The organism is Desulfobacterales bacterium, from assembly GCA_034520365.1.
Lineage (GTDB): Bacteria > Desulfobacterota > Desulfobacteria > Desulfobacterales > Desulfosalsimonadaceae > M55B175.
Genome location: JAXHNP010000006.1, coordinates 598159 through 621563 on the forward strand (window position 1 = coordinate 598159; position 23405 = coordinate 621563).

Consider the following 23405-nt stretch of genomic DNA (forward strand, 5'->3'; position numbering starts at 1 on the left):
GAACTTTTTACCTTAGCCCGTTTATGAAACACCCGCTACTACTGCTGCTTCCGCTGCTCTGTCCGCCGTCGTCCTTTTTGTCCTCCAGTGCCGGGTTTAGGGCGATCAGGCCCGGCGGGCCGTCTGCCAGGAATAAAAACGCGGTGTCATCCACTGAATAGCCGCTGAAAATATCCGATGTATACCCGTTGGTGTCAAAACCCCATTCATCGATTTTAACTGGCTGGGCCGGATCGGATATATCCACTGTCGTCAGGCCCTTTTCCCCGCTTGCCACATAGGCCACGCTGGCGGTGATGGATATATTTTCCGCATACCCGCCGGTATTAAGCGTTGCGGCAATGTCCGGGGATCTCTTGTCGTCAATGTTGACCACAGTCAGCCCGGCCGGCCCGTCCGCCACATAGGCGAATTCATTTTTAATGCGCACGCCTTCGGCAGCCCCCGGCGTTTGTATAGCCCCTACCAGGCGCGGCGCCGCAGGCTCAGAAACATTGATGATCACCAGGCCGTTATCCCCGTCCGCCACATAGGCAAAATCACCGGATACAAACACACTGCCCGCATATCCGGCTGTATCAATAACGGCGATTTCTTGAGGTGCATCCGGATCACTCACGTCAATAATTGCCAGTCCTTCTTCGCCGGCTGCCACATAGACCCGGCCGCCATCTGCAAAAACCCCTTCAGCCCTGCCGGCTGTATCAATCTGTGCCCGAATTTCAGGCGCGGATTTATCAATGACAGATATCACCTGCACGCCGGAGTCCCCGTCCGCCACATAGGCGGTTTCCCCGAATACGGAAACATCCCGGGCCGACCCCGGGGTTTTAACAAATCCCGCCAGGCTAAATTGAATCACATTGTTGGTTACCGGCAGCTGAAATATCCGCAGGCCTTCGTTTTCCGGGGTGTCGCTCACCGTATCATCCACCACATACGCGTACTCCCCGGAAACATCCATGGCCGCGGCATCGGCCGGGGTGTCGTATGCAGCCAGCCGCGTCATATTTGCCGGGTCAGCCACGTCGATCTTCTGGAGCCCGATCTGATCATCGGTAATAAAGGCCGCATCCCCGTTGGCATTTAAAGCGATGCTTTTGGCGCCGGTGGCGGTATATTCCCATGCCGGCTCATGAACCGGCTCGCTAATATCACTGATATCCAGCACATGCAGACCCGCCTGATCAAAGCCCACATATGCGGTGTCTCCAAAAATCCGGGTTGCCCGGTTTGCCAGGCCCTGAACTTGATAGACGCTCTCTTCGGTCGGCTTGTTCGGATCCGATATGTTGACAATTTCAAGGCCCCCGGACTCCAGTGAAGCAAACAAAATATCACCCGTCACATAAACATCCCGGGCATTGGCCAGGGCCAGCAGTTTAAGGGGGTCCGGGTTTTCCGGATCAGACACATCGCTGATGTGCACCCCGTTAATCACATCCGCCACATAAAGCGAATCATTGAAAACAAATGTATCCACCGCATAGGTGAAGCCAAAGGCGCCGGGCAGGTCAATGCTGCTTAAAAATTTTGTATCCGCGGGATCTGAGACATCCACAATCGTGACCCCGGCAATGCCCGAGGCCATATAGGCAATTTTTTCGTCAACATGCACGCTGAACAGGTCAATGGTTCTTTCCGTATCCTTATAGGCGCCGGCTTTGAACGGGTTTTCCGGGTCAGTCACATCAATGATCCACAGGCCGTCAGATCGGCATGCCGCATAAATCAGATGGTCCGGTTTTGAATAAAAAAGGCCGCCGATCTGGCCGGTATCGGTTACTTTTAACCCGGTGATCCGGTTTAAATCTTCATCCAGCACCACCAGCTGTTCGCCCTCGCCAAGAAAGATCAGCCCCCGGTCATTGTCCACTGCCGTGGCCTTGGTGGAATGAAAGGGCCACTGCCCGGCCAGCTCAATGGTGCGGGTCTGATCCGGCGTTTCTTCCTCCTGGGCTGCTGCCGGCGACAAAATCAGAAAAGCGGCAAACAAGAGAATGAATATGGTATAAATTGAATTTTTCACAGGTCTTCCAAGTCCGACAAATCGGTTTCCAGTTTGACGTTTTCCGGGATTTCCACCTCGATCAACAGAAATTCCGGCCCGGGTTCGCGCATGCCGATGGTGTGAAACTTTCGGTCATCATCGAATACAATGGGTGTGTCTTTAAAAAACCCGCCGTATTGGGTGGGCAAAATATGTTCGTTGACAACCAGAAAGAATTCTTTTTTTTCGCCATGCGCTGCAATATAGGCGACATTATTGCTGTCCGGGCTGAAATACGGATCATCCATGATATTAAATTTTTCTTTTTTACAATACTCTTTTCCGTCCACCACCATGACATTCTGATCAAAATCAATCAGTGCATTATAGGCAAGGTGGTTTGAATCTTTGGAAAAATGGTATTTAGCGATTGCCGGATAAAAATTACCTTTTTTTTCCCCGTCAAATATGGTGGTCCAGCCTTTTATTTTCGGCGGCCGGGCCCGATACACAGTGTGTTTGGAGTCCGGGCTGAAATAAGGTTCCCCCACAGACAGAAAAGTTGGATGGGGCTCGCCGTCCACAACGATTTTCCCCCCGACTTCTTCCAGGGCCCCATAGGCATAACGGGAGGAGTCGAGACTGAACTTAAAGGCATCCACCCCTTTTTTATGGGCTTGTCCAAACTCGCCGTCAATAATGCAATGCCAATGGTCTTCTTTTTTTGCAATATAGGCGTACCGCGACGAATCCAGGCTGAAGTAAAATTTATAAATTTGCCGAAACGCCGGACTTTTATTTGAATTGACCACTATGTGAAAGTTTTTTCCGTCACGAAAGGCGTACGCCAGTTTTTTGGAATTTGGTGAAAACGTCGGCAAGCCATAAAATTCATGGGCGTCAAGCTCCTGGCCGTTTAACACCAGGACCATTTCTTCGTCTTCAGCCTTGACCGCCACATAGGCCAGGTGTTTGGAGTTGGGGCTGAATATCAGATCAAAAATATGATCATAGGCACGATGCTTTTTCCCGTTTACCACAACACTCCATTTTTCCCGCCCGCCTTTATTGCTAACCCTTCCTTTGTAGGCCAGGTTTTTGGAATTCGAACTGTAGGTGAGTTCCTTGATCCTTTGAAAACCATGCTCCTGGACCTTATTATCCCGTACCACCCGGCAGGCTTCGTCTTCAAAGGCCACATAGGCGATGTGCTGGGAGTTTGGGCTAAAAAGGATGTTGTCCTCGTCATTCATTGGGATGCCGGTAACCCATTTGTCCGGCTTGCCGTCAATAATCAGGGCTTGTTTCTCGCCCTCAGCCGCCCGGTAGGCATACCGTTTGCCATCCGGGCTGAACCGGAAGTTATCGGCATTGTCATACCGGCCGTCTGTTTCCCAGTCCACGACCACTGATGCCTTAGCATTTTTTCCTTTGTATGCGATATATGCGTGCCGCCCGCTGGCACTAAATCTGGGGAAACCCGGCCGAACAGCATGATAAACCGGGCTCGTTCGATTGTCCAGACGGATAATGTTATGGGTTTTCTGCTTGTAAGCCGCATATGTAATTTGCCTGAAATCCGTGCTGTATTTTACCGAATCTCCAATAATTGTAAAATCTTCAGGTACAGCCCCGAGGGAGGTAATGGTTTCCTTGAATTGGATGTCTTCTTCTTCAGCAAATGACTGGGCAGCGATAAGAAGGCTTAAACAAACGGCGAAGATGGTAGTAAGTTTTTTGGTTATCATAAATAATAGTTCACAGTTTAAGGTTCAGGGTTTAAGGTTCAGGGTTCACGGTTCACAGTTCACAGTTCACAGTTCACGGTTCACGGTTAAATTACAAATTTCAAACAATAACTAAATCTCAATGACCCAAATTTCAAGCGCATGTTCCCCATTGCCCTTGTTTGATATTTGGTGCTTGTAATTTGGTGCTTGGAATTTGAGATCTGTTTGTCATTTGGTGCTTGGAGTTTGGTGCTTGTTTGTCATTTGATGCTTGTAATTTGGGATTTGTTTGTTTTTTGGTGCTTGAAATTTGAGATTTAGCAATAACAAGGCTGTCATTTCGAGCGGCAGCGAGAAATCTTAAGATTCCTCGTCGCTGTCGCTCCTCGGAATGACAGGGGCAAAAAGCTATCGCACCCATCCCCCTTTTCCACTATTGCCAAATGGCACAATAATAAAAGAGGGACTTAAATGAGTTTGTCTGTTTCAAAGAGGGACTTAAAGGACTCTGTATTTATTAATTATTCCGTCTCTTCATGGTTTTCTTCATGATCATCTCCATGCTCCTCATGGCCCTCCTCATCATGGCCTGAAGAAAATGGATTCAACAACCCCACAATCTTGTGGATCACTTCATGCTGGTGATGCATCAGTTCCTTCTGCATTTCGATAAAATCGGCAAACGGCATGCGCATGGTGAGTGAGGCCATATATAACCCAAACTTCTGTTCCACGTCAAGCCCGGCATAGGGGTTATATACGGGCTTGAAAAAATCCGTGGAGTTTAAGTTATCCGAGGTATTGTTGGGGATTTTGTTTGACGGCTGATACAAAAACCCCAGCCCCACATCGATTTCATGCTTGTTCGGTAAAGTCAGCCCCACGCCGGCGCCGAAAAAATGAAGATCCGGGAACACATTGGCCATGACATCGCGCAGATGATCCTGCACTGATGTCGGCCGGTAGGAGTAGCCCCCGCGAAGCGCAAGCTTTTCAGTTAACTGGTATTCCATCCCGACACTTGCATGAATGCTATCCTCAAACTCGTTTCTGATCACCAGGTCCTGGTCGCCTTCGGTATAGCCGAGGAGCTTAACCGTTCGCAAAAGCTGTATGCGCTGGTCCATGTGGATGCGCTGCTCCTCCTGGACCGACCAGTCCGCCCAGTGAAGATCCAGCATTAAGCGCAGACGCTTGGTGGGTTTTAGCATAAATCCGGCCTGAAGGCGCTGGGGAAGGGTGAGGTCAACCGTGGCCGTACCGGTTTGAAAAGGCACTCCGGTTGTCGGCAGATCCAGCATCCCGGCAATCATCAGGGTCAAAGGGCTGGAGCCGTTCCAGGCCATAAATCGCTGCCAGATTTCGGAATAGTTAAATGTAAACCCGCCTGACATTTCGATTTCAATCGGGCTTTGATATGTTGCGCCAAAAGAAAACCATTCCTTTGGCTGCCACAGGAGCCCAAGGTTGTAGTTGGGTGAAAAATCATCCCGCACATTAAATTCAAACGAGGCAACCTGGTCATAAGGGCCGACCCCGCCGCCGAACCAGGGCGGGGGCAGGGTAAGATCAGATACAATGGGGATATAGAGTTTTTCCGTGGCATTGCCCAGCGTCCGGGTCAGCGCCACCAGTTCGTTCGGAGACCGCTGGGTCACCCGGGCGCCCATGGCGGTCTGCCCCATGCCCACGGTCATGCCGAGCGAAAGGGTCGGTGTGGCCTGAAAACTAACCGCCGGTGCGGCATAAATCAGGTGCTGCTGGTAAAGGGTCCGGCCGCCCCATCTGACCGGGCTGTCGCTTTTAAAGTTAAATCCGCCGCCAAACGGGACATAGTTGCCGATGGCAAAAGTCCACCTGGAACCCTCTGACCGCGAGGCCAGCCCGGCGGTTGGCCCCACAAGAAAATTGATGGTATCATCATATATGGGCAGGTACATAACCCCGCTGCTGTTGGTATCCTCCTCCCCGGCCACCGGGTCATGAATCTGGCCTTCCTGCGGCCCCCAGGTGTCAAAGAAACCCTCGAAATCCTCGTCCGCCTCGAATTTTATGGTATTTCGGATCCAGGGAATCACAAAGCCCTGCTCAAAGGTTTTGCCCTCAGGCAGTTCCGAGAGCCCGGCGGGGTTGTAGTGAACCGACATCAGGCCCGGGGGATAGGCGGTTACCGTATTGGCCAGGGAGATGGCCTTGGAGGTAATGGCGATCTGTTCGGTAAAAGTGGCATGGGAGGGTTTGGGCAGGCAGAGGAGGCATGATAAAACCGCTATAAATGCTATTATGCATAACCTTGAATATATATGGTGCCGCAAGCTGATTTCTCCCTGCATTATTCCTTTGCCTAAACTGACCCTGAACTCAATGTCATTAACTTTAGCCTTCCGCCACTGTCATTTCGAGGAACGACAGTGACGAGAAATCTTAAAAATGCATGCAATGAAAAGATTTCTCGCTGGCGCTCGAAATGACCAATGCGTTCATACGTAATTGGTTTGGAATTTTGGTCATTGAAATTTGGTGCTTGTTTGTAATTTGTAATTTGCGATTTGGTGCTTAATTGTGAACCGTCAACCGTGAACTGTGAACTGTGAACCGTGAACTCTGAACCCTACACCCACACCTTCCTACAATTCAAACTCGATGGGCGTGCTAAGAGAGAATGAAAAACTGCCGGTATTGGTAATAGGAATGCCGAAACTGAAATTCAGGTTCTGCGTGCGGCTCAGCCGGTAGCCCACGCCCAGGCTCATGCTGGCAGATGCGCTGGTACCCGATTCCGCAACAGCGGCATTTTTATATTTGTATTCGGTCTCAAAGCTGTAGGAATAGTTGATACTCATATTCAGGTTCAGCTTATAGGACAGGGCATAGCCCATGCCCGCGCCAATGCCAAAGCCCATGCCCGGATCCACCTCATCCAGAATTCCCTCGTTTCGTTTCTGGTTGATGTCTTCCACAGGAAACCTGTAAGTGGCGCTGAGGCTTGAGAACACCACCACCGGATCGGTTACCTGGCTGACTGAAACCCCGAGGTTGGAGGAGTACATCCCGCTGCTGGTGGAAAGCTCTACACCCGGATCAATTTCATAGGGGCTTCTGCCCACCGGCACATTAAACCCGCCGTTTACAATGATGGTGGGCAGGTCTCTGCTGCTTTTTACAGGCTGATATCGCCAGTTAATGGACAGATCTCCCAGGTCCGTTACCTCCTCTGAGTCCACTGTCCCCACCCGGTGATACCTGTAGACGAAGGGGATGCCGGTGCCTAAGGTAAAGTTGTCTTTCAGGCCGTATGAGACGTTAAAGGAGTTGCGTATGGTATGGTTGGCCACATCCTCTACGCGCACGGATTCTTTGATGGCATTATATTCGGAATAGGTATAGCCGAACCCGTATGAGAATCTGATATTTCCCTCTCCGGTCAGGGTGTATTCCCGGCCGGCGGCCTCAAGAATGTCTTCCTGTTCCTCCTTTGCCTCTTCCTCGGTCATCTGCAGGTCATCCCGGACTTTTTCGGCTTCTTTCAACTGATTTAATTCGGATTCGAGCCGGTCAATCCGCTCCAGCAGACCCTCCTCACCGCCGGCCGATCCATCGGTCCGGCCTTTCTTCCGCTCGGCTTCCAGTATTTTTTGCGTCTCTGATTTCTGCGCCATTTGAGCGGCTTCTTCTGCACGTTCTTTAGATTCGGCGATCTCCAGTGAATCATAGCGGGCAATCAGGCCGGGGGTGTCAACGGAATCTTTCAGTTCATCCAGTTTTTCCGCGGCGTTTTGGTAGGAACTGAACTCTCCGATGCGCACCGCATGGATGGTCTGGCCCTGGGCGTTTACCCCCTGGAAAATATAGGGGTCATATCCTTTGGTTTTAAGTTCAATGACCTGTTCATCTGCCGCGCCCTGGCTTTTAAACGTGCCGAACTGGATGGCAAACTGATTTTCCGGGGATACGTGGGCGGGTTGATCCGGCTGCTGGTCCTTTCCTTCTTCTTCAGAAGGTTCCTGCTGGTCTTTGGACTGGCTGTCCTCTGTCTCACTGTCTTCTATCGAGGAGCTTTTCAGTATATCTTCAATACTTTGACAAAACCCTGGGTTTATTGTCATGCCGGTAATGGAGCCAAAGCAGAACAGCATTATCACAAGCTTTCTCACAAGCCACTCCCCAATAGTTTCGGGTTTATCAAAAGTTTAGCCCATCAGCGGGAATAGTATTTCTGATATTCTTCAGGCAGGGTGAAGAAAAAATCCCGCTCATGCTGGGCCGGATAACCGATTTCCGGCCCGTAGTTCGTAATCAGGTCGTCAATCACGCTTTCATGGATGTATCTTAAATCATCATTGGTTAACTCAAGGGCGCTGTAGGTGTTCGCCCCTTCCGGATAGACCATGAAAACCACATTCTCATACCACATATCTTCAAACGCGGCAAGCGTGTAACTGGTATTGCCGCGGAAAGGGTCGGCCAGAAAAATGTGGCCCCCGTGAAACCCCTTGAAAACCGTAAAATGCCGGTATCCCATAAATTCTATTGGCACAATACAGGGGTGCTTCATCTCGGCGATATCATACATGTCCTCAATGGTGGCCTTGTAGCCCACACCCTTATACCCGAGTTTATTGACAAAGCGCTTCATATCCAGCAGGGAAAACGCCCGGCGCTTGGCTATTTTCTGGGCATCGCCGTACTCCATCAGCCCATAGATGACCTGGGCTTCGGTCAAGTTTTCCCCCAGAAAATGGTTTAACAGCGTGGCCAGGGCAGCGGAGCCGCAGCTGTAATCATACTCCTGCTTGACAAGGCTTTTGTTCTGGAGCTCCTCCAGCGGCCTGATTTGAAAATCGGCTGTTACCGGATACTGTCCACCCACATCTACGGTGAATTCATTTTTTGGGTTTTCCTTCATTGGATGAAACCCGGCGAACAGGCAAACGGAAATTATGAATGCGGCGACGATATGCATAAGAAAAGTTCAGAGTTCAGGGTTCAAAGTTCACAGTTCAGGGTTAATCCTTTAGTCTCCTTCTCCCCCTGGGAGAAGGTCGGGATGAGGGTAAAAACAGCTTAAATTCAACCAATCGCATCACCCTGAACATATGTTATTTCATGAAACAATATTTACTGTACTTATATGAAGTCAGGACTTTTGTCAAATTGAAATTTGATGGAAGGCGGGGCAGTCAATATTTTAAAATCAGGGGTTTACGTAAACGTCAATGACAGGCGGGCAGGATAAGGTAGCTGAAAGAGGCAAATTCCAAATAACAAGCATCAAATAACAAACAAGCACCAAATTATAAGCACCAAATGACAAACAAATCTCAAATTACAAATCCCAAATAACAAGCACCAAATAACAAACAAAACCCCTTCGGCCTTGGCTTGTCTTTGTTTGAGATTTTGGTCATTGTGATTTGGTTATTGTTTGAAATTTGTAATTTGGGATTTGGTGCTTGATCACTACGGAATCAAATACGCATCAAACCGATACGCCTTAATCCCGTCAATCGCGCCTGGGCCGAAATCCGTTCCGCCGAAGTGGGAATTTTCAAAACGGATGGAGCCTTCAAACGGAAGCCGCAGCCGGTAGGCGCCAAGCGGGTAGTCGCCGAAATCAAAATCGGCAAAATCAAAATCACTGACCCCGGCGTCGATTTGGGCGGGCCGGGAATGCTGGTCCTTGGGTTCCGAGCTGTCTATGTCGCCGAACATATCGCCGATCTGAAATTCGCCGATATCAGATGTCCAAGTCGTGGGGTCTGCCGGGTCATCGCCGGCTGTGCCAAAGCCGAAGCTCTGGCCGATGTGGATGTTTTCAAAAGCGACCCTCAACCAGTTATTGTTTGAATCCGTCCCATAGAAATAGGCTGCGGTGTCAATGTGCATTTCAAAATCATGCTCCATATCCACACCGCTTTCGCCATGGGGCGCCAAGAAGGTCTTCCATGAGGGCTGCCGGATTTGACCGATGCCCACGAAGCCCAGGTTGTAGGCGGTATTTCCGTCAGAAAAAAGCAATCCGTCAGACAGATAAGAAACTTCCTGGTCCCAGTTCGGCGCTGCCATGCCGATCATTCCCTTGTTGATAGAATCCGGCGTCGTCTTCTCATCCCAATCATCAAGCGAGGCCACGCTATTGACGCCGGTATCCAGGAAAATCAATCCGGTGGACATATCCGCGGTACCGAAGTTGTATTTCATGACGTCGGACTGCAGGTTGAGAAGCCCAAAGTAGCCGCTGTCTGATGCGTTATACCGGTATTGTTCGATGTTTTGAAATATCTGGACGTTCTTTACGGCGATCGTAATGCCTGCCTGCCCGGTTACATCCTCCATTTCCGCGTTGTTAAGCGGCTGGAGGGTAGCGGCGGCAGCCCAGGGGATTAGCAGGATGCAGGCAAGGGATGCTAGGAATATGGAGAAGTTTTTTGGCATAAATGGGTTCACGGTTCGAAGTTCACAGTTCACAGTTCAGGGTTCACGGTTCATGGTTCAAGGCTTAAAAAACTTTGTGCCTTAGGTGGTGAAAATTTCAAATTTCAAATTTCAAATCCCAAATAACAAACAAATCTCAAATTCCAAGCATCAAATATCAAACAAAACCATTTGTTGTTAAACTCTTTGGGCATTCCGAGGAGCGCAAGCGGCGTCCCCACCGTCATTCCGAGGAGCCAAGCGACGAGGAATCTTAAGATTTCTCGCTGTCGGCTCGAAATGACAGCAGCGGAAAAGAATCTCTTTTCCGCTGCTGTGTTATCTCAACAAAATCGAGATGTCATACGGTTAAGCGCAATTTTTCAGTGCGGTGCAATTTCGATCCAGCCGCTCAAGGTGGTAAAGGTGATGCCTGTCATTTCAATCGTACCAAAATCGGCACCGTTTTCCAACCCGATGATATCGTTGTTACCATCCTGATCATTTACTGCTTCGCCAGCCGCCAAGTTGTTACTGTTGTAGCCTTCAAGATTGTAAAAAGCCGGCGTGAGGTTCATCGAAGGAATGTATACTTCCATGGTCGGAATACCGATCAAAACACCGCCCATGTAAGCATCACCGCCATTCCCATTATTTTGAAGCTGTTCCGAAAGCACCGGAAGCTGGGAGGTGGCATCAATGGTCAGCGCGCTATACATATTATTAGTTGGCGCCGTGTAATTGTCCAGTCCTAATGTAGCCGTGGCCACGTTGCCTGAATAACTCCCGTCTATAGCGCAGGTATCAAGTGTGGAGGTCTGGCCGTAATCCCAGTTCAACTCCAGGTCACCGGTGGTAAGCGAACCAAAGTTCACATTATCGGTGCCGGAAGTGCCGTCCGGATTGGCCGAATTTGTAATCGCGTTGATTTCCAGAACGTCGAGCTGGAAGTTCTGAAGACCAACCGCGCCGCCGGGCCCCTCGGCAGTGCCGAAGCCTTCAAACGTACCAAAGCCATCACAATCGATCCAGGCAATGCGCTCGATGTTTAAGAATAGCTGGATGTCGTCGAACATGATGGACACACCGGCCTGACCGGTCATCTCGTCCATGCTGCCGTCGTTCATCAGGTCATACTGGATGCCGAATGCGGCGGCGGGTAATACCATTAACATGGCTAGAACTAATACAAGTTTTTTCATCCCTTACCTCCTTATTTCCGTTTGTGATTGTTTTCGGGGGGAATCCCCGGTTTACGCTTTTTAGGCTTTCAAAGTGAAAAGGGAGGGAGGATTTTAAACCCTTCCCTCCCTTTTTTTTAGAGTTTTAGCCCAATCGAGTCAAGCTAAATCAGCCCCTGTAATTATCAGTGGGGGGCAATTTCCACCCAGCCGCTCAGCACGCTGAAGGTAAGGCCCTGAATCTCCATGGTGCCAAAGTTGGCGCCGTCTAGCAGGTCTTCCGTAAGCGTTGTACCGTCAACATCGTTGATTGCTCCATTAGCGCCTGCATCAGCAAGGTTGTAGAATGCCGGAGTCATGGTCAGGCTGGGAATGTAGGCTTCCAGGGTCGGCAGGCCGATCATGACGCCGCCGATGTTAGAGTCACCCAGAGAAGACATGTTTGAGAAGGCTTCCGAGGCTGCGGGCAGCTGGGAAGTGGCATCAATGGTGATGGCCGAAAACTTAAAGCTTTCATTGGTGCCGTCAACGCCGGTGGCCGCAAGACTGTCATAATTGTCCAACCCCAGGGTTTGCGCACCGAAATTTCCATATGCCTGGTCAGCATCGCCGCCATCCCCATAAGCATCGGTGCTTGTGGTGGCAATTGAGGCGCCAGCGAATTGTGTGGTTTGACTGTAGTCCCAGTTCAGGTTCAGGTTGCCGTCCTCGGTGGAGCCGAGATTCAGGTTTACCGTAGTGTTATCTCCAATCCCTACGGTGGTGTTTGTAATGGCGTTAATCTCTAAGACATCGATCTGGAAGTTGCTGATGCCGACTGCACCGCCGCTACCTGAGGCCACGCCAAAGGGATTTCCAAGACCGGATTCGAAACCGTCGCTGTCGATCCATGCCATCCGCTCGATGTTCAGGAAGAGCTGGACGTCATCGGCGATGATTGACACACCGGCCTGACCGGTAACGTCATCCATGGCGCTGTCATTCATCATTTCCAGGCCGAAAGCCGCGCCCGGAATGATCATCAAAAAGGCTAATGCTAATGCTAGTTTTTTCATTTTTTCCTCCGTTAAAGAAGTTTGTGATTAATTGGTTTTAAGGTTTGCTTGAATAATTAAAATTAAGAGTTGCCTAACGGGTCCCAATCACCTCCTTTCGGATAAAAAAATTTTTCTGCATATACAGAAAAATATTCAAATTCAATTGGGTTTCAAATTCCTCAAGATCTTTTGCAGATCCTGATTTTAAGTTGGATGTGAGGTTGCTAAAGTGAACTCTGTTTATCCTTATGAATAAAACTTAGCATCAGAATATCCGATTAAAAATGATTGTCAAGGGAAAAATTTTGAAAAAATAAATCTCAAATCTCAAGCACCAAAAAACAAACAAATCACAAATTTCAAATCCCAAATATCAAACAAAACCCTTTCGGCCGAACTTGTCTTTGTTTTGGTCATTGTGATTTGGTTATTGTTTGTAATTTGAGTCTTGAGATTTGGTGCTTTTGCTAATATATGTTTGACATGACCAACATTATGACTTAGAATGTGGTTATGATAAACTTAAACATAAACGAAATAAAAACACATTTCTCGAGTTTCATTGCAAAAGTAAGCAGTGGAGAAACAGTGATAGTCTGTAAACGGAATGTGCCTATTGCTGAAATAAAACCGATTGCGGTCCTGCCAAATAAAAAAAGGCCAATTGGTCTGGCCGGAAAAGATTATCCTGACTTTAAGATTAGCGACGCTTTTTTTGAACCTCTCCCAGACGATATTGTCACTGCTTTTAACGGCGAGGACGCTTGAAGCTCTTACTCGATACCTGCACTTTTCTATGGTTGATAACTGGTAGTGAAAAACTGTCAACTATCGCAATTGATTCTTTTACCGAATCGAAAAATGAGGTCTATCTGAGTTCGGTCTCTGCGTGGGAAATCAATGTTAAATATCGTTTGGGCAAATTGTCTCTTCCGCTTTCACCTGATAAATTCATTCCTAAAGAGCGCAAAAGACACATGATCGCCCGCTTAGACTTATCGGAACAAGATACCTTTCACCTACTTAAGTTATCCTCTCCTCACAAAGATCCTTTTGACCGGATTCTTGTGTGTCAGGCTATCGAACATTCTCTAACAATTCTTACCCCCGACCCCCTTGTTACACAATACCCAATTCGTTCTCTCTGGTAACAAACAAATCACAAATTCCAAGCACCAAAAAACAAACAAAACCCTTTCGGCCGAACCTGTCTTTGTTTGGAATTTTGGCCATTGAGATTTGGTGCTTGTTTGTAATTTGTAATTTGTAATTTGGGATTTGGGATTTGGTGCTTAATCCCTTGGTGCTTGTTTGTAATTTGAGATTTGTGATTTGGAATTTAACCCTGAACTGTGAACCCTGAACCGTGAACCGTGAACCCTGATCCGACCTATTCCAAAGCCCGCAGTTTCTCCAAATTCTGCCTTGCACTCTTATACCCCGGCCGGAGCCGCAGGGCGGCCTTAAAATGGTTTTTCGCAGCCTGATAATCGCCTTTCTGGATCAATAAAACGCCTAAGTTGTTATGGGTTTCGGCAATATCCGGATGGATGGCAAGCGCCTTTTTAAAATGTTTGATGGCTTCATCAATGCGGTTCATGCGGGCAAGGGCAGCGCCGGCATTGACATGGGCCTCGGCATTGGGCCCGCGGGTGAGTACCTGATTTAAATGATCCAGGGCGGTTTCAAATTGGCCCTGCTGAATCAAAGCGCCGGCCAGGTTGATGCGGGCCTTGGTGTGCCGGGGGTTAATTTTAATCGCCCGGTTGTAATAGGTTATGGCCTGATTCATCCGGCCTTTGCGCTTAAAGGCGTTTCCCAGGTTGTTTAAGGTGTCCGCATGACCCGGCTTTAGGGCCAGGGCTTTTCTGTATTGATTGATGGCGTTATCAATTTGCCCGGCATCATAAAAGGCTGCGCCCAGATCATGGTGGGGCCGGAAATCATTGGGCGCTTTTTTGGCATTGTCCGCCCAGAAGGCAACGCGGCTCTGCCAGATCGTGTTCCGCTGATGCGCCCAAATGGAAAAGACCACGGTAATGATGCAGAGGCCGGCTAAAGCAGCTTTTGTCGGCCGGATACGGGTTAGCGCCAAGTGCACCCCGCCGGCGATCAAAAACATAAACGGCAGGTAGGTGCGGTGCTCATAGATGATTTCAATCCCGATGACCGAGGATTCGATCACCAGGTTGGCGAGAAACCACAACAGGCAGAAGGCGATCAGCCGGTGGCGCCGGGCCAGGTATAGGGTCAAACCGGCCAGGGTGATAAGCGCTACCAGGCAGATTAAGGTGGTCATCGGCTGGACCGGAGCGATGGACAGGGGGTAATCATGATCCAGGATCAGCCGGGTTGGATGGGGATAGAAAAAGAGCGTTATATAATAGATGACCACCCGCCACTCCGTCATCACCCGCTCGGCAAGGGTAAACTCGCGGCGGGTATAAGCCCTTAGGATCCGCTCCAGGGGATCTCCCCCCAAATAGAGCAGGGCAATGGCGATAAAAACCGCTGATACGCCGATAATCCAGTAAACCTGCTTTCTGGAAAGCGAGAGCCTTAAATCCTGAAAGAAAAACCATTCATAGGCCAGAATCATGACGGGAAGCATCCCGGCGTTCTGCTTGCTGATGACCGCGCAGATACCTGCCAGCCCGCAGCCAAAAAGGGCTGCCGCGGCTTTTGGCGTGAGCCTGCCGGTATCCTGCCACCGGCTTCTGCCCCAGGCGTATAAAAACAGGCTTAAGATATAAAAAAACACCATCAGGCTTGTCATGCGCTGCACAATATAGGTCACCGCCTGGGTGTTTACCGGCTGCACCAGCCAGATAAGGGCGGCAAAAAAGGCGATCGCCCCGGGCGCCGCCCAAGGGTTAGTGCCGATTGCCGGCGCGAACCGGGCAAGTGTCAGCCGGACCAGAAAAAACAGCACCAGCCCGCTGGCCAGGTGGATTATAATGTTGGTTAAATGATAGCTTAAAACATTATAGTGGCCCACATAGTAATTTATGGCAAAGCTGATATTGGGCAAAAGGCGGTTTTTGGGCCGGCCCTCCAGGGCAGCCTGCTTGATGTTTTCCCATGAAAGATCCGTCATGCGGATGGCCGGGTCTTCGGTGATATAGCCGGTATCGTCAAACACAAAGGGGGAGTTGAGGGTGTTTGAATAGATGAGGAAGACAACGGCAGTTAATATAAGGATGCCGGCGGCGGTGAGGAGATGGCGATGTGGAGAGGATTGGTTCATGCTCATGCTTTATGCTTTAAATCACAAATTCCAAGTACCAAATAACAAACAAATTTCAAATTTCAAGCATCAAATAACAAACAAATCACAAATTCCAAGCACCAAATATCAAACAAAACCCTTTCGGCCGAACTTGTTTGGAATTTGTGTCATTGATATTTGGTGCTTGTTTGTAATTTGAGATTTGTGATTTGGTGCTTAACTGTGAACTGTGAACCGTGAACTCAGAACTCAGCATTTTTTTCCATAAACGCCTTGACTTTCTTTATATTCTCCCTTGCGCTCTGATGCCCCGGCTCCATGGCCAGCGCCTTTTGATAATACTCAATCGCCTTTTTGAGGCGCCCCTTTCTGACCATGACATTTCCCAGGTTGGTATAGGTGTTTACAATAACGCGGCCGGTGGGGTTTAATTGAAGGGCCTTGTATAAGTGCTGAAGCGCCAGATCATATTTTCCCGAATGGGCCAGGTAAACGCCCATTTCCATGTTGGGCCGGGCTTTGTTGGGGGATTTAAGCAGGTGGTCCCGGGCAAAGCCGGCCCCGTCCTGCCAGGTGATATTGCGCTGATAGGTCCATACTGAAAAAATCAGGGCGATGATGCAGACTACGGCGGGGGCAAGAACTTTCGGCTGTATCAACCTGAATATCAGGCAGGCAAAAGCCAAAGGCAGCAGCATAAAGGGTAAATAGGTGCGGTGCTCGAATATGATTTCAAGGCTGATGACCGAAGATTCGATGATCAGATTCAGAATTAGCCATAGCAGGCAGAAGGCGATCAGCCGATGGCGCGGCGCCAGGTATATGGCCAGGATGACCAGCGCCGCAATCGCCCCCAGAGCCGGCAGGGTGGTTTGCGGCTGCATCAGCGAAACCGAGAGGGGGTAGTCATGATCCAGGTTGAGACGCCCGGGAAATGGATAGAAAAAAAGCGTTATATAATAGATGACCACCCGCCATTCCGTCATAACGCGTTCCGGCAATGTAAATTCGCGCCGCGTATAGCCGCTTAATATCCGTTCGAAAGGGTTGGCGCCCAGATACAGAAGCACTATGGCCGAAAAAACTGCCAGGCCGGCGATAATCCAGCCGAGCTGTTTTTTGGAAAGCGATATTGACAGATCCTGAAAGAAAAACCACTCATATAGGAGGATAAAAATCGGCAGCATCCCGGCGTTCTGCTTGCTGATGACCGCACAGATCCCGGCCAGAAGGCAGCCGGAAAATGCGATGCCGGAGTTTACGGTTATCCTGCCGTGCGCCCGCCAGCGGGCGCGCCCCCAGGCATACAGCAGAAGGGAGAGAATAAAAAAAAGCGCAGCCATGCTGGTCATGCGCTGTACAATATAGGTCACTGCCCGGGTGTTAACCGGGTTGACAATCCAGATAAGGGCGGCAGAAAAGGCCAGCACCTCAGGGCTTATCGTATATCCGGGCTTCTGCGGCAGCCCGTGGATCAGCAAGGTTTGCCGGACAAACAGAAACAAAAACAATCCAGCCATCAGATGCAGGCTGATGTTTACCATATGGTAGCCGGTCACATTCAGGCCGTGGAAATAATGATTCAGGGCAAAGCTGATATTAGGCAGGGGGCGGTATTCTGAATGCGCCTCCTGAACCGCTGTTTTGATATTTTCCCATGACAGTTCCGTCATATGCATGGCCGGAACCCGGGTAATATTTATCCTGTCGTCAAATACGAAGGGGACGGTGAAGGTGTTGGAATAAATAATACATACGATGACGGCCAAAAGGAGCAGTGATGCTGCAATCAAGCAGCGAGGGGATGTTTCGGCTGAATGGGAGATCGTCATGGGCTATGCTTTAAATTCCAAATTTCAAATTCCAAATAACAAACAAATTCCAAATTTCAAATCTCAAATATCAAACAAACCGAGCGGAGCGGGCGATTTGTTTTGATTGCCCTTACGTCCTGCTTAGCACCTTCGGAATTGGCGATTGTTGGTGACAACGTTTTAACAAAAAGTCGAACAGCTTTGGCAAATTGAAAAGTCCTTTCTTCAAAGTCATAAAGCGACTTATTGTTTGTAACCATCCCGCGCCTTAACCGGCTCATTTCGGCCACTCTGACAATGCGGAATCTGTCCAGTCCTGTGTTTCATCGTCTTCGTCATATACTTTTGTATATAAGTCCGCCGATTCAAGCAGGCGCTGCCGGGCCAGTTCTTCAGAAAAACGGTCAAGGGCGGCGCGCACGACCTCGCTATTATCCTTAAATCCATACTGCTTGCATTGTTTGATAAATTGAATGTGCGATTCTTTAAGACTGAATTTGGCCTGAATCATAAGACCTTCTTTTCCAGAGAAATTTTAAATACCAAAAAAACAAATTCCAAGCATTAAGCACCAAAAAACAAACAAGCACCAAATAACAAATCCCAAATATCAAACAAAACCGCCGGGCCGATTTATTGTGATTTGCTGAGTATGGCAGAGAATATTCTTATTAATTCATTGGCCTCAAGCATCAAATGCTGAGCCTCTTTATTTGTTCCTTCATGATTTGTTTCATAAATGAGCCTGAGCCAGTAGGCGCTTTCTTTTGCTTCTTTCCGGCTGATTTTTATCCTCATCAAAAAGTCTTTTTTACTCAATGATTCATTGGCTTCCCTGTAATTTGCTCCAACCGAGCCGGATGCCCTTACAACCTGTTTGGCGTCCTCGGAATTGGCAATTGTCTTCGGCAACGTTTTAACGAAAAGCCTGACAGCTTTGGCAAACTGAAAAGTCCTTTCTTCCAGGTCATACAGCGGTTTGTTGTTTGAAATTTTTGTCATTGAAATTTGGTTATTGTTTGTTATTTGTAATTTGAGATTTGGTGCTTAATTATTGGTGCTTAACAGATTAAATGGCAAACCGTTTTTAGTTCCGGTTTTGCCTGCTTTCCATGAACCTGATCACCTTCTCCATATTCTCCCTCGCCCCCTCATGCCCGGGATCAATGGCCAAAGCTTTTTTATAGTTTTTAATGGCTTCTTCGAGTTTGCCGGCGTGGGCCAGGGTGTTGGCCAGGTTGTTGTAGGCGCTGGCAGATTCCGGATTGTATTTTATGGCTTTTTGGAAGTTGTTGATAGCGGCATCCCGCTTCCCCTGCTGGGCCAGGATGTTGCCCAAACTGTTATAGGCTTTTGTATGATAAGGTTCTAACTCAAGGACCTTTTTAAAGTGCATACCGGCTTTCTTCAGATTATTTAGCTCAATATAGGTGTCGCCAAGGGTCATGTGGAGTTTTGCCTTATCCGGATGCTTTTTCAAATAACCTTTTAAATGATCGAGGGCGGCTTCGGCGCGATCCTGCTTTATAAGGGCCCTGGCGATATTAAGCACCGCATCCTCAAATCCAGGGCTGATTTTTAAAGCTTTTTTGTAATTTGCAATAGCTTCTTCCGGGTCATTTTGTCTCAGTAAAGCATCAGCCAGGGTGGTATAAGTCTTGGCCTTTTTTCCAACCGCCTGTGGTTTTTCCGGCTGGAGCCGGGTGGCTGTTTCCAGCTGAACAGCAGCCTCCTGGGCTTTACCCTGTTTCAGAAGCGCGCTTCCAAGATTGGCATGCGGGCGAAATTTATGCGGGGCCTTGACCGCGCCATCCTCCCAGAAAGTGACCAGGTTTTTCCAGTCCATATTACGCTGGTGGGTTTCAAGCCCAAGTAACAGAATGATGAGGGCCATGCCCCCGATATACAGCCATTGCCGTTTTTTAAGCAGCCGGCTCAAATAAACCGCGGCCAGCAGGCAGGGCATCATATAGGGGAGGTAGTTTCTATGTTCATAGATGATTTCAATGGGAATGAGGGTGGATTCAATCACCAGGTGGCCGAAAAACCAGATGATGGCGAAAGACAGGAGAATATGGCGTTTGGGCCGGTAAACAGCCAGGGCGATGCATGCCAGAATGGCGGCCAGGGCGAAAATGGTGGTGGCCGGCCCCGCCAATGACTGGGACAGGGGGTAGTCGTGGTCCAGGATCAGCCGGTCCGCATTTGGATAGAAAAACAGGCCGATATAGTAGATGACCACCCGGAATTCAGTCAACACCCGCTGGCCGGGGGTGAAATCCCTTCTGCCATAGCCGCTCAGGATCCGTTCCACCGGATCGCCGCCCAGGTAATACAGGCCGGCGGCCGCAAAAATGATAACGGCCAGAATCCCCAGGACTCGAAGCTGTTTTAAGTTAAAGGGTTTTAACTGCTGAAAGAAAACCCATTCGTATAGTAAAATAAAAATGGGCAGGGTGGCGGTGTTTTGCTTACTGAAAAGCGCACAGATGCCGGCGAGTGCGGCACCGAGAAAAAGGGCGGCGGTGCGGCCGGTGAATGCCCCGGCCGCCCGCTGAGACTTGCGGCCCTTTATATAAAGCATCAGGGAGAGTATATAAAACATCACCGCCAGACTGGTCATGCGCTGGACAATGTAGGTGACTGCCGAGGAGTTAACCGGGTGCGCCAGCCAGATAAGGGCGGCCAAAAACGCGATTAAAGCGGCAGGGGTGGTATGCTTATTGAAATTCACTCCGGGGCCGTCAGGTTCGCTTTTTCTAAAACCGGCATACAGCGCCAGCGTATCCCGGCAGAAGAAAAAAAGAAAAACGGCCGTCAGGATATGAATGCCGATATTGACCCAGTGGTAGCCCACCGGCGAGAGGCGGCCGAAATAGAAGTTTAGGGCAAAACTGATATTGGGAAGCGGCCGGTTCTTGGGCCGGCCCTCAAACGCCGCCTTTTTAATGGATTCCAGGTCAAAATCGACCATATACATGGCGGAATCCTCCACGATGTAGCCGTCATCGTCATATACAAAGGGAGCGTTGAGAGTGTTGGCGTATATCAGGACCGCGGCAGCGAGGAGGGCGAGGGCGGCTAATAGGCTGTAGAGGCTATTTTTGTTTGATAGTCCGGCTGTATGCATGCATTAATTTCCGAATAAATTCCAAATTTCAAATCCCAAATAACAAACAAATCACAAATTACAAATTTCAAATCTCAAATCTCAAATATCAAACAAATCTCAAATTCCAAGCACCAAAAAACAAACAAGCACCAAATAACAAGCAAGCACCAAATAACAAATCTCAAATATCAAACAAATTCCAAATAAAAAATTGCAAATATCAAATGGGGGTTCAGGGTTCACAGTTCAGAGTTCAGGGTTCACGGTTCACGGTTCACAGTTCCGCACTTGTCATTCCGAAGGAGCGTGAGCGACGAGGAATCTTAAAGATTTCTCGCTGCCGCTCGAAATGACAGTGGCGGAAAGCTGCCGTTCGAAATGACAATGGTGGAAAGCTGCCACACGATAAATGACAAGTTCTTTTATAAGGAGACTGTATGGAATTTTGGTCATTGATATTTGGTGCTTGTTTGTAATTTATAATTTGGTATTTGGTGCTTGTTTTTAGTGTTTGTTTGTCATTTGTTATTTGAAATTTGGGATTTTTTAGTTGCTATCAGTTCCTGATAATACTTACTTTGCCTCAAATTCGCCAGATCCGGATCGGTTTTAATTTTCTTCCAGCTATCATAGCCCTTTGCCAATGCTTTTTTAAGCCATTCAGCGCTCTTGGAAGGGTGGCCGTTTAAGGAATGCATGCAGGCAATATTATAGTATATGTTTGGATTGTTTGGCAGATAATTAAGCATCTCTCTAAATATTTGTATAGCTTTTTCATATTCTTTTTGGGCGGAGCAGGCAACTGCCAGGTTGAAGCGGGCAGAGGCATTCCGGGGATTTAGCCTTAAAGCCTTCTTATAGTATTTTACAGCTTCAGAGAGATTTTTTTTAGCGGCATATGTATTGCCAAGGTTGATAAGCAGTGCCTCATTTGCAGGCGCTATGGATAGTGCGGATTGGTAAAGGTCGATCGCCTTTTCCGGCTGCCCCGTTTTGACAAAACATCTTGCAAGCTTTGTCTTAATTTTAACGCTTTTGTCATCAATAGCATGGGCTTTTTGCAGATATCGGGCTGCCCTTTGAACCGTTCCCTGCTTTAAGTAAATATCGGCAAGCCCGGTTAAAGCCCTTATGGATTGCGGTTGGATCTCTAATGCTTTTTTATAATGGGTGATCGCTTTTTTATGTTGTTCAAGTTCCTCGTAGGCGGTGGCAAGGTTAACATGGCTGGGTGCAGATTCCGGATCGATTTTGATAGCGGTTTGTAATGTCTCGATCGCCCGGTCAAATTTTTTAATTTGAATGAGTGCGGCTCCCAGGTTTCTTAAAGGATCAAGCAGGGTGGTGCGTATGGTTTGGGCTGACGTTTTCAGTTGGATTGATTTTTGCAAATAAGGGATGGCCTGATCATAATGGCCGGCCTGCATAAGCGAAAAGCCCATATTGTTTAACACCCGGTGATCGTTAGGGGTTTTTTTGAGATTGTCCTCCCAGAAGGCAAGCGGCTCTTGCCAGGTGATGTTTCGCTGATATGTCCATGTGGCAGAGATCAGCAGAATGATGCTTAACAGGCATATGGCCAGCCAATGCGGCCGAGTCCGGCTGATGACAAGAAAACTTAAAAGCAATGCCGGCATCATCGAAGCAAGATACATTCGATGCTCATAAACAATCTCAATAGAAATTACAGAGGATTCAATTAAAAGAGTAACGAAAAACCATAAAATGCAGAAGGAGGCCAGCCGGGATTTTTTCCGGCCCAAATATACTGCGAGACTGATCAGGGCGACAATAGCGACAAGCGACAGGAGTGTGGTTGCAGGATGAAGGAGTCCGTTGGATAATGGATAATCATAATCGAGGGCCAGGCGGCCGGGATGGGTGAAGAAGAGCAGGGTGATATAATAAGGTATTACCCGCAATTGCGTCAAAATCCGCTGGGAAAAGGAATAATCCCGCAGGGCATAGCCCCGCAGAATACGCTCGACGGGGTTTTCCCCCAGGTAAATCAGCGCAAGGATGCCAAAAATCATCAATATTGAAAAAATCCAGAGGATTTGTTTTTTGGACCATTTAATTTTTAAATCCTGAAAAAAGAACCATTCGTATAAGAGGATGACAAACGGCAAAGTAGCCGCGTTTTGTTTGCTTGCAAGTGCCAATCCTCCTGAAATTATGCACCCGGCAAAGAATCCGCCGGCTTTTAGGCGGTGCTGGTTATTTTGCCAGCTCAGTCTGCCGAGTATATACAGGAGTAAAGAAAGAATATAGAACATGACGGCCATGCTGGTCATGCGCTGGACGATATAAGTGACCGCTTGCGTCTGCAAGGGGTGGACAAGCCAAAGGCAGCTTGCAAACAATGCGATACTGTTTACCGAATTTATAAACCCTTGTTCTGTATATATTTTTGAGCTTTTTTGGCGGATATCAATGCCAAGTGTTATCCGGATAAAGAAAAAAAGAAAGACACCGGTTAAAAAATGAAGAACAATATTTACCAAGTGGTAGCCAACGACATTATATCCACCAAAATAGTAGTTGACAGCAAAGCTCATGTTCGGCAGCAAACGGTGCCTTGGTTTGCCGTTTAAGGCCGCATGGCTTAGGTTTTCAGTGGTGAATTCGGCCATTCGAACGGCCGGGTCCTCAAGAATATATTGGTAATCATCAAAGATAAACCCGGCATTAAGCGTGTTGGAATAGAGGATAGCTGTCAGAAGCGCCATTAAAATCAGGGAAAAGACGGGATTGTTCAGGAGGGATTTTAAATATGAAAGTATGTTTTGGTATGCGGTCATAGCTGTTTAATATCGCATATTAAGAGAAACATAAAGTGTCTGGTGCTGTCATTTGGCTTAAGCAACCGTTTACCGCCTTCTCCCCGGGGGAGAAGGC

16 protein-coding genes are annotated in these 23405 nt (G+C 48.4%); 2 read left to right on the forward strand and 14 right to left on the reverse strand.

What is annotated here, in order from left to right:
• Positions 1 to 7: 7 nt before the first annotated feature.
• The 8 genes from U5L07_10740 to U5L07_10775 form a co-directional block, all read right to left on the reverse strand.
• Positions 8 to 2029 (reverse strand): hypothetical protein, encoded by a 2022-nt coding sequence (locus tag U5L07_10740; protein MDZ7832218.1) that lies wholly within the window; start codon positions 2027 to 2029, stop codon positions 8 to 10.
• Positions 2026 to 3738, reverse strand: a complete 1713-nt coding sequence (locus U5L07_10745) for a WD40 repeat domain-containing protein (GenBank protein MDZ7832219.1) — start codon at positions 3736 to 3738, stop codon at positions 2026 to 2028. The genes U5L07_10740 and U5L07_10745 overlap by 4 nt, the downstream gene beginning before the upstream one ends.
• 503 nt (positions 3739 to 4241) lie before the next feature.
• On the reverse strand, positions 4242 to 6035 hold the full coding sequence (locus U5L07_10750; GenBank protein ID MDZ7832220.1) for an outer membrane protein transport protein: 1794 nt from the start codon (positions 6033 to 6035) through the stop codon (positions 4242 to 4244).
• A 312-nt stretch (positions 6036 to 6347) separates the two neighbouring features.
• Positions 6348 to 7874 carry an SPOR domain-containing protein gene (locus U5L07_10755; protein MDZ7832221.1) on the reverse strand — a complete coding sequence of 509 codons (1527 nt, stop codon included), beginning with the start codon at positions 7872 to 7874 and terminating at the stop codon, positions 6348 to 6350.
• Positions 7875 to 7918: 44 nt separating this feature from the next.
• Positions 7919 to 8626 carry a C39 family peptidase gene (locus U5L07_10760; GenBank protein MDZ7832222.1) on the reverse strand — a complete coding sequence of 236 codons (708 nt, stop codon included), beginning with the start codon at positions 8624 to 8626 and terminating at the stop codon, positions 7919 to 7921.
• A gap of 554 nt (positions 8627 to 9180) precedes the next feature.
• Positions 9181 to 10155, reverse strand: coding sequence for a hypothetical protein (locus U5L07_10765; protein MDZ7832223.1), 975 nt, complete (start codon positions 10153 to 10155; stop codon positions 9181 to 9183).
• A gap of 362 nt (positions 10156 to 10517) precedes the next feature.
• Complete coding sequence (locus U5L07_10770) at positions 10518 to 11336, reverse strand: hypothetical protein (GenBank protein ID MDZ7832224.1); 819 nt, start codon at positions 11334 to 11336, stop codon at positions 10518 to 10520.
• A gap of 164 nt (positions 11337 to 11500) precedes the next feature.
• Positions 11501 to 12370, reverse strand: a complete 870-nt coding sequence (locus U5L07_10775) for a hypothetical protein (protein MDZ7832225.1) — start codon at positions 12368 to 12370, stop codon at positions 11501 to 11503.
• 495 nt (positions 12371 to 12865) lie between these two features.
• On the opposite strand from U5L07_10775, the gene U5L07_10780 reads away from it, so the two are divergent.
• Complete coding sequence (locus tag U5L07_10780) at positions 12866 to 13120, forward strand: type II toxin-antitoxin system Phd/YefM family antitoxin (protein MDZ7832226.1); 255 nt, start codon at positions 12866 to 12868, stop codon at positions 13118 to 13120.
• Between the two features lie 622 nt (positions 13121 to 13742).
• On the opposite strand, the gene U5L07_10785 is transcribed toward U5L07_10780, so the two are convergent.
• The 6 genes from U5L07_10785 to U5L07_10810 all read right to left on the reverse strand — a co-directional run bounded on the left by U5L07_10785 (position 13743) and on the right by U5L07_10810 (position 22162).
• Positions 13743 to 15605 (reverse strand): tetratricopeptide repeat protein, encoded by a 1863-nt coding sequence (locus U5L07_10785; GenBank protein ID MDZ7832227.1) that lies wholly within the window; start codon positions 15603 to 15605, stop codon positions 13743 to 13745.
• Positions 15606 to 15823: 218 nt separating this feature from the next.
• Positions 15824 to 17413: a tetratricopeptide repeat protein gene (locus tag U5L07_10790; protein MDZ7832228.1), complete on the reverse strand. Its 1590-nt coding sequence runs from the start codon at positions 17411 to 17413 to the stop codon at positions 15824 to 15826.
• Positions 17414 to 17672: 259 nt separating this feature from the next.
• Positions 17673 to 17906, reverse strand: coding sequence for a hypothetical protein (locus U5L07_10795; protein MDZ7832229.1), 234 nt, complete (start codon positions 17904 to 17906; stop codon positions 17673 to 17675).
• A gap of 122 nt (positions 17907 to 18028) precedes the next feature.
• Positions 18029 to 18397, reverse strand: a complete 369-nt coding sequence (locus U5L07_10800) for a four helix bundle protein (GenBank protein MDZ7832230.1) — start codon at positions 18395 to 18397, stop codon at positions 18029 to 18031.
• Between the two features lie 85 nt (positions 18398 to 18482).
• Positions 18483 to 20525, reverse strand: a complete 2043-nt coding sequence (locus tag U5L07_10805) for a tetratricopeptide repeat protein (protein MDZ7832231.1) — start codon at positions 20523 to 20525, stop codon at positions 18483 to 18485.
• 500 nt (positions 20526 to 21025) lie between these two features.
• Entirely contained in the window at positions 21026 to 22162 is a 1137-nt protein-coding gene (locus U5L07_10810) for a tetratricopeptide repeat protein (GenBank protein MDZ7832232.1), read from the reverse strand.
• Between the two features lie 222 nt (positions 22163 to 22384).
• Here U5L07_10810 and U5L07_10815 point away from each other — a divergent pair, with 222 nt between their 5' ends.
• On the forward strand, positions 22385 to 22549 hold the full coding sequence (locus U5L07_10815; protein MDZ7832233.1) for a hypothetical protein: 165 nt from the start codon (positions 22385 to 22387) through the stop codon (positions 22547 to 22549).
• Positions 22550 to 23405: the final 856 nt, after the last annotated feature.